Source organism: Protofrankia sp. Cas3 (assembly GCF_963555955.1).
In the GTDB taxonomy this organism is placed as follows: Bacteria; Actinomycetota; Actinomycetes; order Frankiales; family Frankiaceae; genus Protofrankia.
The window spans coordinates 13,360-27,062 of the sequence record NZ_CAUVXP010000067.1 but is presented as its reverse complement, the minus strand read 5'-3'; the positions used below and the strand labels follow the sequence as shown (position 1 = coordinate 27,062).

The 13,703-nt window shown below is 70.1% G+C and carries 5 protein-coding genes; all 5 read left to right on the top strand.

Annotated features, from left to right (window positions below):
• On the top strand, positions 1-4,026 hold a 4,026-nt coding region (locus tag U9983_RS14280), incomplete at its 5' end, for an SDR family NAD(P)-dependent oxidoreductase (RefSeq protein ID WP_322754498.1).
• 82 nt (positions 4,027-4,108) lie between these two features.
• Positions 4,109-8,299, top strand: coding sequence for a type I polyketide synthase (locus U9983_RS14275; protein WP_322754497.1), 4,191 nt, complete (start codon positions 4,109-4,111; stop codon positions 8,297-8,299).
• Positions 8,300-8,308: 9 nt separating this feature from the next.
• Entirely contained in the window at positions 8,309-9,532 is a 1,224-nt protein-coding gene (locus U9983_RS14270; RefSeq protein ID WP_322754496.1) for a cytochrome P450, read from the top strand.
• A gap of 56 nt (positions 9,533-9,588) precedes the next feature.
• On the top strand, positions 9,589-9,951 hold the full coding sequence (locus U9983_RS14265) for a nuclear transport factor 2 family protein (protein ID WP_322754495.1): 363 nt from the start codon (positions 9,589-9,591) through the stop codon (positions 9,949-9,951).
• Positions 9,952-10,804: 853 nt separating this feature from the next.
• The gene (locus U9983_RS14260) at positions 10,805-13,663 is read left to right on the top strand and encodes an AAA family ATPase (protein ID WP_322754494.1); all 2,859 of its coding nucleotides are present in this window, start codon (positions 10,805-10,807) and stop codon (positions 13,661-13,663) included.
• Positions 13,664-13,703: the final 40 nt, after the last annotated feature.

Genomic DNA, 13,703 nt, shown 5'->3' with positions numbered 1-13,703 from the left:
CATGGTACCGGGACCCGGTTGGGGGATCCGATTGAGGCGCAGGCGGTGCTGGCGACCTACGGGCGTCGCGAGAGTGGCCGGGTGTGGTTGGGGTCGTTGAAGTCGAACATCGGCCACATGCAGGGCGCCGCCGGTGTGGGTGGTGTGATGAAGATGGTGCTGGCTTTGCGGAACAATCTGGTTCCGGCCACGCTCCATGTGGATATCCCCACTCCGGAGGTCGACTGGTCGTCGGGCGCCGTCGAACTGGCGACTGTCCACCAACCCTGGCCACGCAATGGTCGGCCGCGTCGGGCCGCGGTGTCCGCGTTCGGTATCAGCGGCACCAACGCCCACGTGATTCTGGAGGAGGCGCCTGAGGAGGCTCCGGACGGGGAGCTGCCGGCCGCCGGGCGGGGTAGGGGTTGTGACGGGCGGCCGGTGTGGGACTGGAATGGTCCCGGAGTCACGGTGCCGTGGGTGGTGTCGGGTCGGTCGGAGCAGGTGTTGCGGGGGCAGGCGGGGCGGTTGTTGGGCTGGTTGGACGGGAATGTCGGGGTGTCGGCGGCGGATGTGGCGTGGTCGCTGGCGACTTCGCGGTCGGTTTTTGGTCATCGGGCGGTTGTGCTGGGTGGTGATCTGGCGGAGTTGCGGTCGGGGTTGGCTGCCCTGGCCGAGGGGAATCCGGCGGTGAATGTGGTTGCGGGCGGGGATGGTGGTGGAGTGGTGGCTGGTCCGGGTGCGGTGTTTGTGTTTCCGGGTCAGGGTGGGCAGTGGCGGGGTATGGCCGGGGGGTTGTTGGAGTCGTCGCCGGTCTTTGCGGGGCGGTTGGCGCAGTGTGCTGAGGTGATGGATGAACTGACTGGCTGGTCGTTGCTGGATGTGGTGCGGGGGGTGGATGGCTGCGCGGATGTGGAGCGGGTGGATGTGGTGCAGCCGGTGTTGTTTGCGGTGATGGTGTCGCTGGCGGCGGTGTGGGAGGCGTGTGGGGTGGCGCCGGCGGCGGTTGTGGGGCATTCCCAGGGGGAGATCGCGGCGGCGTGTGTGGCGGGGGTGTTGTCGCTGGCGGATGCGGTGCGGGTGGTGGTGTGTCGGTCGGCGGCGTTGCGGGGGGTGACCGGGTCAGGTGGTATGGCATCGATCGGGCTGCCGGTCGCGGTGGTTGTGGAGCGGTTGCGGGAGATGGGGGTGTCGGTGGCGGCGGTGAACGGGCCGTCGTCGACGGTGGTTTCGGGTGACGGGTCGGTGTTGGATCGGGTGTGCGCGGAGTTTGCCGCGCAGGGAGCGCAGGTTCGGCGGATTCCGGTGGATTACGCGTCGCATTCGCCGGCGGTGGAGGTGGTGGAGCAGCGGTTGGCTGAGGAGTTGGGGTCGGTGGTGGCGGCGCCGGGTCGGTTACCTGTGTATTCCACGGTGACGGGGGAGCGGCTGGACGGTCGGTTGATGGACGCCGGCTATTGGTATCGCAATCTGCGTGAGACCGTCCGTTTGGAAGAGACTGTTCGAGGGCTGATAGCGGACGGGTTTCGGGTGTTCGTGGAAGCCAGCACGCATCCGGTGCTGACAGCCCCGGTCGAGGAGACCGCGGATGCGGCCGGTGTGGAAGTGGTCACCGTCGGGTCCCTTCGCCGGGACGACGGGGGAATGGATCGGTTCCTCACCAGCCTGGCTGAGGTGTTCATCCAGGGTGTGCCCGTGGACTGGCCGGCGGTCCATGCCGGGTCCGGCGGCCGGTCCGTCGACCTGCCCACCTACGCCTTCGACCGGCAACGCTACTGGGCCGATTCGCGTGCGAAGGACACGGCCGCCGACCGCGGCGACCCGGCCGAAGCGGAGTTCTGGCGGGCGGTCGCCGACGGCGACGCCGAGGCTCTCGCCAGCGTTCTGGCCGGACCGGGCACCGACCCGGTCATCGAGCGGGACCGGCTGGCCGACCTGCTGCCGGCCCTGTCCGCGTGGCGCGAGCGCCGCCGCGATGCGACGACGCTGGACCGCTGGCGTTACCAGGTCACGTGGCGTCGCGTCGACGACCCGCCGTTGGGCGCCTTCGCCGGCCACTGGCTCGTCGTCCGGGCGGCGGACTCGCCTGGGCAGAGGCAGTGGGCGGACATGATCAGCGGCTTGTTCGCAGCCCGAGGCGTGACTGTCGGTCACGTCGCCGTCGCCGCCACCGATCGCGACCGCGGCCCCATGGCGCAACTGCTGAGCCTGGCGGGGGCATCCGAGCCCGTCGCCGGACTGATCTGTCTGCTCGCGCTGGCGGACGGCGAGGCGGCGGCGCCGGTTCCGGCCGGGCTCACCGACACGTTGACGCTGATGCAGGCCCTGGACGACGTCGGGATCGACGCGCCGCTGTGGTGCCTGACCAGGCAGGCGGTTTCGACCGGCCCGACCGATCCGACGGTTGATCCGGCGTCGGCGCTCGTGTGGGGCCTTGGCCGCGTGGCCGCGCTTGAGCGCTCGGAGCGCTGGGGTGGGCTCGTCGACATCCCCGCCCGGCCCTCCGCTCAGCTGACGGACCGGGTGATCGAGCGGATCGCGGCCGTCGTAACCGCCCCGCACGGACAGGACCAGGTCGCGATCCGCGAGTCCGGGGTGTTCACCCGGCGTCTCGTCCGGTGGCCGCGGGGCAGCCGCCAGACTCGCGTCTGGTCGGCGGCGGGGACGGTTCTCATCACCGGCGGAACCGGCGCTCTGGGCGCGCGGGTCGCCCGCTGGGTCGTCGACCGGGGCGCTGACCACGTGGTGCTGCTCAGCCGGCGCGGCGCGGACGCGCCCTCGGCCGCGGAGCTGACGGCGCAGTTGCGCGACAGGGGAGCACGGGTCACCGTCGTCGCTGCCGACGTCGCCGACCGCGACGCGGTCGCGCGGCTCGCCCGTGACCTCGCCGAGGCCGGTGACCCGATCACCGCCGTCTTCCACACCGCCGGTGTCGCCGACGAGGCGCCGCTGCGCGAGCTCACCAAGGACGAGCTGACGGCCGTTCTCGGCGCGAAGGTCACCGGCGCGCAAAACCTCCACGACTTGCTCGATGACCACCCGATCAGCACCTTCGTCCTGTTCTCCTCGATCGCCGGGATCTGGGGCGGCGGCGGGCAGGCCGCCTATTCCGCCGCCAACGCCTACCTGGACGGGCTCGCGGCGCACCGCGCCCAGGCCGGCCGCCCGGCGACCGCGATCGCCTGGGGATCATGGGGAGGCGGCATGGTCGACGCCGAGCGTGGCCAGCGTCTGCGCCGCGGCGGCGTGCTCCCGATGGACCCGGACCTGGCCCTCGCCGCGATGGAAGCAGCGCTCGCGGACGGCGAGAACACCCTGGTCGTCGCGGACATGGACTGGGAGCTGTTCTTCCCCGCCTTCACGGTTGCCCGCCACGCCGCGCTGCTGGCCGACCTGCCCGAGGTCGAGGCTCTGCTCACGCGCGAGGCCGCCGGCCGATCGGCTGAGGAAACGGCGTTCGCCCAGCGGCTTGCGGACCTACCGGCTCTGGCCCGGACCGGCATCGTGCTCGACCTGGTGCGCCGGGAGGTCGCGGCCGTTCTCGGGCACGCCTCCGCCGAGGCCGTTGAACCGGACCGGGCATTCCGCGACAGCGGTTTCGACTCCCTGACCACGGTGGAGCTGCGCAGCCGTCTGCGAGCCGCCACCGGGTCGCGTATGCCGGTGACGGCGGTGTTCGACCATCCCACGCCACGAGCGCTGGCCGCCTACCTGGTAGGTGACCTCCTTGGCGAGGCGGCCGACGACGTGGCAGGCGAGCCCCGGGCGGAGCACGCCGACCCGGTCGAGGACGCGCTCGCCGAACTCGACCGACTGGAGGCGACCTTCGTGGCCGCCGCGTCGGCGGAACCGGCAGACAGGTCACGACTGCTGACTCGGTTGCGCGTCCTCGCCGACGCCGTCAACGACGGTCCCGCTGGTTCGGACGGCGGCGCCGCGGCCGCCACCACCGTGCTGGACGTCGACGACGGGATCGGGGACCTCCTCACCGCCGCGTCGGACGACGAAATCTTCTCCTTTATCGACACGGAACTCGACCAGTCCTAACACGCCCTGGTGCCGGGCGCGGCCGTTGCCGCAAGCGACGAGCACAGCGGAGACCGAAATCCCTCGGACGACAGGGCGGGCGATGTCGAACGAAGCGAAGCTGCGGGGCTACCTCAACCAGGTGACCGCCGATCTGGTGCGGGCGCGCCGACGCATCCGTGAGCTCGAAGCCACTAGCGTTCGGGAGCGGGCACGGGAGCGCGAACGGGTCGACCCGATCGCGATCGTCGGTATGGCGTGCCGCTTCCCTGGCGGGGTCGCCACGCCGGCGGACCTGTGGCAGCTGCTGGTCGACGGCCGGGACGCCGTGTCCGAGCTGCCCGCCGACCGGGGTTGGGACCTCGACGACCTTTATGATCCGGACCCCGACCGGTGGGGGCACTGTTACTCCCGGGGAGGGGGATTCCTGTCCGGGGCCGGCGACTTCGACGCCGGGTTCTTCGGCATTCCGCCCCGCGAGGCGCTGGCGATGGATCCGCAGCAGCGGCTGCTGCTCGAAACCTCGTGGGAGGCACTGGAACGGGCCGACATCGATCCGACCGGCCTACAGGGCAGCCGCACCGGCGTGTTCATCGGCGGCACCACCCAGGCCTACGGGGATCTCCTCGTCCGCAACCCCGACGGTCTTGAAGGGTACTTCCTGACCTCGACGGTCGGCAGTGTCATGTCCGGCCGGATCTCCTACGCCCTCGACCTCGCCGGGCCGGCGGCGACGGTCGACACCGCTTGCTCCTCGTCGTTGGTCGCACTCCATCTGGCCGCGCAGGCGTTGCGTGCCGGCGAATGCACGCTCGCGCTCGCGGGTGGCGCCACCGTGATGGCCACTCCCGGCATGCTCCAGGTGTTCAGCCGGCAACGCGGGCTGTCACCCGACGGCCGGTGCCGTTCGTTTTCCGAGGACGCCGACGGGACGGGATTCGCCGAGGGCGTGGGCGTCGTCGTGCTCCAACGGCTGGCGGACGCGTGCCGCGCCGGGCGCCGGGTGCTCGCCGTCGTGCGCGGCTCGGCGGTGAACTCTGACGGCGCGTCGAACGGGTTGGCGGCGCCCAACGGCCTGGCCCAGCAGCGGGTGATCCGGGAGGCGCTGGCGGTCGCGGGCCTTTCGGTCGACGACGTGGACGTGGTGGAGGGCCACGGGACGGGCACTCGGCTGGGCGATCCGATCGAGGCCCAGGCGGTGCTGGCGACCTACGGCCGGCGGGAACGCGGCCGGGTGCTGCTGGGGTCGTTGAAGTCGAACATCGGACATGCGCAGGCGGCGGCCGGTGTGGGCGGCGTCATGAAGATGGTCCTCGCCCTGCGCAACAACCTTGTTCCGCCCACGCTGCACGCCGACGTGCCCACCCCGGCCGTCGACTGGTCGTCCGGCGCCGTGGACATCGCGACGAAAGCCCAGCTCTGGGAGCCGGGAACACGGCCACGCCGAGCCGCGGTGTCGTCGTTCGGCGTCAGTGGCACCAATGCCCACGTCATCCTCGAGGAGGCTCCGCGCGCCGGCGAACCGCCCACGCCGCGACTCCCCACGGCCGGTGCCGTCCACGAGGCGCCCGTGCCCTGGGCGATCTCGGCCCGAACTGCCTCGGCGTTACGGGTTCAGGCCTCCCGCCTGCGCGATCTTCTGGACGCGGGTGACGCCGACGTCGTCGACATCGGCCGGTCGCTGCTCAACCGATCCCGGCTGAAGCATCGGGCCGTCGTCCTCGGTGCCGCCCGCGACGACCTGCGCGCCGGTCTGAGCGCCGTGGTGGACGACCATCCCCTCGACGGCCCCCTCGACGGCGTCGTGATGGCGACGACGACGTCCGGTGGCCTCGCGGCCTTGTTCAGTGGCCAGGGACTCGCGGGTCCGGGGGTGGCCCGCGATCTTGCCACTGCCTTCCCGGCGTTCGCCTCGGCGATGGACGAGGTGTGTGTGGCCTTCGACGGCCTGGTCGACACCGACCTGCGCGCCATGCTCCTGGCCGACGCCGACGCCGACGCCGACGCCGACGCCGACGCCGACGCCGACGCCGACACCGCGTTCGCTGACGCGTGGGCGGAGACGACGTATGCGCAGCCGGCGCTGTTCGCCCTCGAGATCGCCATGGCGCGGCTCCTGGAGTGGTTCGGTGTCCGCCCGGACGCCGTCGCCGGCCACTCGCTCGGCGAGTACGCCGCCGCGTGCGTGGCCGGCGTCTGGTCACTCGACGATGCGGCCCGGGTGGTCGCCGCGCGTGGCCAGCTCATGGGCGCGCTTCCCACTGGCGGTGCGATGGTCGCTGTCTCGGTCGACGAGAACCAGGCCCGCGCGGCGCTGCCAGCGGACGGTCGGGTCAGCATCGCCGCGGTGAACGGGCCGACCTCGGTGGTGCTGTCGGGGCCCGTGGCGCTGGTCACGGCCATTGCCGCCGAGTTCGCGGGCCGTGGTGCCCGGACAAGGCAGCTTGCCGTCAGCCACGCCTTCCACTCGGCGCTGATGGAACCGATACTGGACCAGTTCCGCCGCGTTCTGCGGACCGTCTCCTTCGCCTCGCCCACCGTCCCGCTCGTGTCCACGCTGACTGGGCGGATGATCACTGCCCAGCAGAGCGGCGATCCCGACTACTGGGCGCGTCACGTCCGCCAGCCGGTCCGCTTCCACGACGCCGTCACCACCCTGCGCGATCACGGCATCGGCGCGTTCGTCGAGATCGGTCCAGGCGCGGTGCTCGCGCCGATGACTCGTGAGTGCCTTCTTTCGGCGGACGTCGATTCGGTGCCGCTGATACGCCCAGGGCGCCCACCGACGCGATCCGCGCTTCTCGCACTGGCGGCCCTGCACGCCCGCGGTGTGGCCGTCGACTGGCAGCCGTTCTTCGACGCGCGCGGCGCCCAGACCGTCGATCTCCCGACGTATCCGTTTGAGCGCCGTCGGTACTGGATCACGGATGGCTCGCCGGCTGGTCTGGGTGGCGAAGCGAACGGCACCCGGCCCGCAGGCGCCGAGCACGGTGGGCCGCCTGGCGCGGTCCGCACTCGCCTGATCGAGGCCGCGCGGTCGGAGTGGGACGAGATCGTGCTCGCCGACGTGCGCGCGGCGACGGCGGCCGTCCTCGGCTACGCCGCCGATGAGACCGATCCCGACCGTCCGTTCGCCGAGCTGGGATTCGATTCGCTGACCGCGGTCGAGCTCGCCCACCGCCTCGGCAAGGCCACGGGGATTACGGTGCCCGCGACGTTCATCCTGGACCACGCGACTCCGCGAGCGGCGGCCACCGCGCTGCTCACCGAGCTCGCATCGGCGGTCAAGCGCGACGCTCCGCCGCTGCCCACGCTGCCCACGCTGCCCACGCTGCCCACGCTGCCCACGCTGCCCACGCCGCGCGCCGGGGTGGCCCCGCCGCCGGCAGCCCCGTCTCGTCACAGCCAGGCGGTACGACCACCGCGCACGTTCGAGCTTCTGCCCCGGTTCGCGAGCGCCTGTTCGGACGGGCGGCTCGACGAGGGCTTCGCGTTGCTGGCCGACGCCGCGAACCTGCGACCCGCCGCTGGCGACACCGCACCCATCGATCCCGTCGTTTTCTGCCGTGACGGCGCGCCACCTGCGCTGATCTGCTTACCGTCGGTTGTCGCGCCATCGAACGCCTACCAGTACGCGCGGTTTGCGGCGCCGTTTCGGGGGATCCGGCCACTGGTTGTCCTGCCGTATCCCGGCTTCACCTCGTCGAGCCCGCTGCCGGCCACCCGTGCCGACATCATCACCGAACGCGCCGACGCGGTCCTGCGCGCTGCCGCCGGCATGCCGTTCGTCCTGGTCGGCTACTCCTCCGGGGGGTGGATCGCGCACGCGGTCGCGGAACGTCTGGTCGAGACCGGCCACCGGCCAGCCGGGCTGGTGCTACTGGACTGTCACCTGCCGGGAAGTGCCAGCCTTGCCCACATCCAGTCCGTGATCTTCGGTCAGATGTACCAGCGGGGCCAGGCTGCCGAGATTCAGGCCGACGATGCCGAGCTCACCGCGATGGTCCGCTACCTGCTGCTCTTCGAGGGCTGGCGACCCGCTCCGACGGATGTCCCCACGCTGTGCGTCACCGCGACCGCAGCTGTCAGCGACCCGTCGACGGAGTCGGCGTCCGGCGGCTTGTTGGACCCGGGATGGCGGGCGGACTGGCCGTTGGCCCACAGCGCCGTCGAGGTGTCGGCGGACCATCTGACCCTTATCGACCGTTCCGCCGCGTCGACGGCTCACCACGTGCGGCGTTGGCTGGACGACCAGCCGCGCACGGTGGCTGAGCCGATTGACCGGCTTGAGTGAGGAGCGCCCATGCACACCGGAATGACGGTCACCCCTGACTTGCTGAGCCGGGAGTTCACCCAGAATCCGTACCCGATCTATCGAGACATGCGAACGAACGCGCCCGCGCAGAAGGTCGTCGTGAAGACGCTGACGACCGAGCTGCGCGCCTGGGTGGTCACCCGTTACGACGAGGCCCGTAGCCTGCTGGCCGACCGTCGGTTGTCGAAGAACGCCGACGGCCTGCCGCGCATCATCATGCGCAGCAAGGTGCACGCCGACACCGACGTCGAGCTCGCGAACTTCAAGAGCATGTTGTTCAGCGACCCGCCGGACCATACCCGGCTGCGGCGCATCATGGGCCAGGCGTTCACGATGCGCCGGGTGCAGCACCTGCGCCCGTGGATCGCGGAAATCACAAACAGCCTCCTCGACGCAATTGCTCCGGGAGAACCGACCGACGTCGTCGACGCGCTGGCGATGCCCCTGCCCCTGTCGGTCATCAGCCGCCTGCTTGGCGTCGCCCCCGAGCGGCAACAGGACTTCAGAGCCTGGAACGCGTTGCTTACCAGCATCGACGCCGATATGCGGGCCAAGCAGGAGGCGCATCTGGCGTCCATCGCCTACCTGCGGCAGCTCATCGAGGAGAAGCGAGCGGAGCCGGCGGAGGACCTGGTCAGTGCCCTCGTCACACCGTCCGAGGGCGATCCCGCCCTCGACGAGATCGAGCTGCTATCCACGATCTTCCTGGTGATGAACGCCGGCTACGAGACGACCGCCAGCATGATCGGAAACGCGGTACACGCGCTTCTCGCCGCTCCAGACCTCCAGCAGCGGCTGCGCTCGGACCCAACTGTCATTCCGGCCGCCTTGGAGGAGTTCCTGCGCTACGAAAGTCCGCTCAACCTCGCGACCGTCCGCTACACCCTGGAGACGGTCGACCTCGGTGACGTCTCGATCCCACCCGACGAGGTCGTGTTCATCTCGCTGGCCGCCGCGAACCGCGACGCCAACCGTTTTCAGGCGCCGGACCTCGCCGACCTTGACCGGCCCGACAACGCCCACCTCTCCTTCGGCCACGGCATTCACCACTGCATCGGCGCCCCGCTGGCGCGGCTTGAAGGCGAGATCGCCCTGGGCGCCCTCCTGAGCCGATTCCCGACCTGGGAACTGGCGATTCCCGCGGAGGATCTCCGCTGGCGCAACAGCCTTCAGTTCAGAGCGCTCGAACACCTCCCCGTCCGCTTCGGCTGACCGGCTCGACAGAACGCACCAAGAGAAACACACCGACAAGACAGGAGGAGGGACAAATGGGGAAGACGGCGATACACGACTTCTTCGAACTCGGAGCCAAGGAGGACATCGACGGCGCCTGGGACTGCTTTGGCCCGGACGCGGTGTGGATCGACGCCCAGGGCGACGAGCCTGGCACCACCTACACCAAGGCGCAGATCCGCGACCACCTCGTACGGCTGAACGACCTCGCCAAGCAGATCCGCTCCCAGGGCATAGACGGCGTCTTCGAGGAGCCGGTGTTCCTGGCGGGCGGCGAGCAGGCCATCGTCGAATGGTCGGTCCGCAAGGGTACCGGTGAAATAGTCGATCGCGGCATCGACCTGTTCACCCTCAAGGACGGCAAGATCGCCGTAAAGGACGTCTTCCGAAAGGCCTGAAGGCCCTCAGTCGTTACGTAACTGTTTAGGGGGTCAGGCGATTTTGGGCAGCATCCATGGCCGTCCGGCGAAGGCGTCTTCGAGGGCGGTGAGGGGGTTGAGGCCGTGCTTGCGGATGCTGGAGATGGGTGACGTGGGCTCTGACCGAGGGCAGCTCGAAGACCTGCCGGGCGGTGAACCCGCCGTGGCGCTGTCGGACAGGCCCGCACCGCAGCCGCCGCAGACCGCCGGCCGATGGTCGATCACCTCGTCCGGATCCGCGACCTGCTCCAGCCGACCGCCCGGGTCGACCCGGCCCGCGCCCTGTACGCCGCCGCGGCGACTTCGGCCTTGGCCCCACCTCGGGCCCGTCCGAGGACGGCGGCTTGGAGGAGTACCGAAGCATCAGACAACCAAGGTCAGCGGGGTCAAACGCTCAGCTCAGACCGCCTCCAAAACAGTTACCGCCCCGCTTCGGTACCGTGCCCCGCCGCTCCCGGTGTCCGGCACGTAGGTGGCCTGTCTGGTCAAGCCGCAAACTTACGGTGCACGGCATACGACTGCGCACCGGACACGGCCCGGAGAACAACGTTGCGAAGCTTCGCCATCAACCAGCTCCGCACCGCTGGCCACACCAACATCGCCGCCGGACTCCGCAAGACCGCGCGCCGCCCCTGCGAACGCCCCCTGGAACTGCTCGGCCTCCGCTAACCTGCACCTCCCCTTGGCCGCAAAGACTTTGCGATCGCCATATATTTAGGGGGCGACAAGGTCGATTTCCTACGGGCCATCGGCTGGCAGACATTCTGGATGATTTCAGCAGACGGCCAGGGTTGAGACCGTTAAGAACGCATCAAGTACGCATCAAAAGATCGTGGGGAAAGGGCCGTGCATCGTGACTACGCGAGACGCTGAACTCCTGGAGCTGAAAGATGCTTTCTCGCTCGCCCAGGGTGGCGACGGGTCTGTCGTCCTGCTGAGTGGATCCGTCGGAATGGGAAAGACCACGCTCGTCAATACCTTCCTGGACCACGTGGGTCTCAAGCGGCAGAGCCACAAAGACTTAGGTTCCCAATGTAAAGACTTAGGTTCCCAATGTGTGGCCGAATCTGATCCTATCATTCTCACCGCGTCCTGCTCGTTAGCTGAGCGGGAACTCCCGCTCAGCATGATCAGGCAGCTGCTCGGTAGTCCCCGGCTCCTTCCGGAGTACCGCGACGCAGCCGCCGCACTGCTGTGCGGTCACGCCGCGACCGCACACAGGTCCGAAAATGAGCATTCCGCCGACGACGTCATCAACGAACGGCAGGCCGAGGTCGCGCAGGGCCTGCTCGACATCCTGCAGGAGCTCGCGAGCCGCCGGTGCGTGGTCGTCGCGGTGGACGACTTCGAGCACGTCGACTCGTGGTCGTTGCATGTCCTGATGTACGTGCTGGTGAGGATCGGCACCGCCCGCGTAGTCGCGGTGCTCAACGAGTCCACCGACGCCCGGCCCCGCTTTCCGGTGCTGCGATCCGAGATGCTGCGTCTGCCGCACGCCCGCCATATCCGCTTGCTTCCGCTGACCCGCGACGGCGTGATCACCATGGTCGGCGAGTCGTTAGGCAAGAAGGCCGCCGCCCGCCTCTCGGGCCCGCTGCACGAGATCAGCGGCGGCAGTCCCATGCTGCTGCAGGCACTCATCGACGACTGCGAGCGTTCTGCCCGGACAGGCGAGGCGCCCGGAGTCGTCGTTGCCGACGCGTTCCGCGGCGCAGTCACCCTGTGCCTGCGCCGCTGCGGCGAGGAGGCGGTGCAGGCCGCACGGATCCTGACCGTGCTCGACGAGACTCCTTCTCTCAACCTGCTGGCCCGTCTGCTGTCGAGCTCGGCCGAGACCACCAGCCAGCTCGTCGACCGGCTCAACGCCGTGGGCCTGCTCTCGGGGCGACAGTTCCGCCATGAGGTGGCCCGCGCCGCGGTGCTTCGCGACAACCCGACCGATGAGCTGCGCGAGCACGTCGCGCTCGTCCTGTACCGCTCCGGCGCTCCCACGGAATCCGTCCTCATCCAGCTGCTGGCAGCGGGCTGCCCCGCCGGCCGATGGGCCACCGATCTACTGCGGTGCGAGGCTCGCAAGGCGCTGGACGCCGGGCGCTACGAGGCCGCGTTGTCCTATCTTGACCTCGTCGGGGACCAGGCCGGCTCATCCCGGGAACAGGCCGAGGTTGACGCGCTGCGCTCGATGACCGAATGGTGGCTGCACCCGTCCGAGGCGAGGTACCGGTTTCCCGACCTGCCCGCTGCGGTCCGCGACGGGCATCTGCGCGATCGCGAGGCAGTCGCCGTCGTTCGCAACATGCTTTGGTACGGCCACTACAACGCCGCCGCCGAGGCCATCCGCGCGCTCGCCGGCCGGGACCCGAGCAGTGCCGAACAGGCCGCCTTCTTCGCCTGGCTCGCCTGCACCTACCCCGGTCTGGTGCCGGACACGCCGACTGTCCGCCTGACGGAACCGCTGAGTCCCGAGCTGCGCGCCACGCGGCTGCTCAGCGACCTGTTGCTGGGCAAACGGACCGAGGATGCCGCGCTCGAGGCCGATTACCTGCTACGCAGCTCGGCGTCGGCGGACGCCGTTCACTACCCGCTGGTCTCCGCGCTGGAGGTGTTGATCTACGCCGGGCACCTCGACGCTGCCGAACGCTGGTGCGCCGTACTGATGGACAACGCCGCCCGGGTGCGCAGCTCAATCGGTACCGCAACGTTGTCATCGCTGCGCGCCGAGGTGGCACTGCGCCGCGGCGACCTACCAGCCGTGATCCGCCACGCCAGCCTCGCGATGAACGCGCTCTCCGTGCCCGGCTGGGGCGTCCACCTCGGCGCTCCGCTGCATTGCCTGATCGCCGCGCACACCGCGTTGGGTGAGCTGGACGAGGCCGCTCGCCTGGTACAGCAGACAATGCCCCGGGGCGTCGCCGAGACCCGCTTCGGCCTGCTCTACTGGCACGCGCGCGGCCACTTCTACCAGGCCACCGGGCAAGTACATGCCGCGATCGAGGACTTTCAGGTTTGCGGCGAAACAATGCAGCGGTGGGGAATGGACCAGCCCAGCCTGGTGCCGTGGCGCACCGACCTGGCGCAGGCTCTGCTGCGCGCAGGCAAGGTCGACCGCGCGAGGATGCTGGCCGATGCCCAGCTCGAACTCGCCAGTCCCGATGCCGGCTCGGCCCGCGGGGTCGCGCTGCGCGTGCTGGCCGCCACCACATCCTCGCCGCGGCGGGCGCTCGCGCTGCTCACCCAGGCCGTCGAGGCATTGGAGAAGTGCGGCGACACCGTCGAGCTGGCCCGCGCGCTGAACGAGCTGAGCGAGAAGAACTACGTCGTGGGCAAGGCCGCCGACGCCCGCGTGCTCGCCCGCCGGGCCCGGCGCATCGCCGAGACGTCCCGGCTGCACCTCGGCGGCCGGTCCGTGCTCAGCGTGGTGCAGCCGACCGACACCGCCCACCAGGCCACGGCCGCGACGGACGAAACGCTCGCGCTCACCGAGGCGGAACGCCGGGTGGCCGTGCTGGCCGCGCAGGGGTACACCAACCGGGAGGTCGGCCAGAAGCTGTTCCTCTCGATCAGCACCGTCGAGCAGCACCTCAGCCGCGTGTACCGCAAGCTGAAGGTCAAGCGGCGCGCCGAGTTGGCCGCACGGCTCCAGCCCGCGCTGGCACCCGCTCGGATGTCCGGCGTACGCGCGACGGGCTGATCAGCGTCGGCGCCTGCCGCTCACCGGGCCTTCGGGTCCG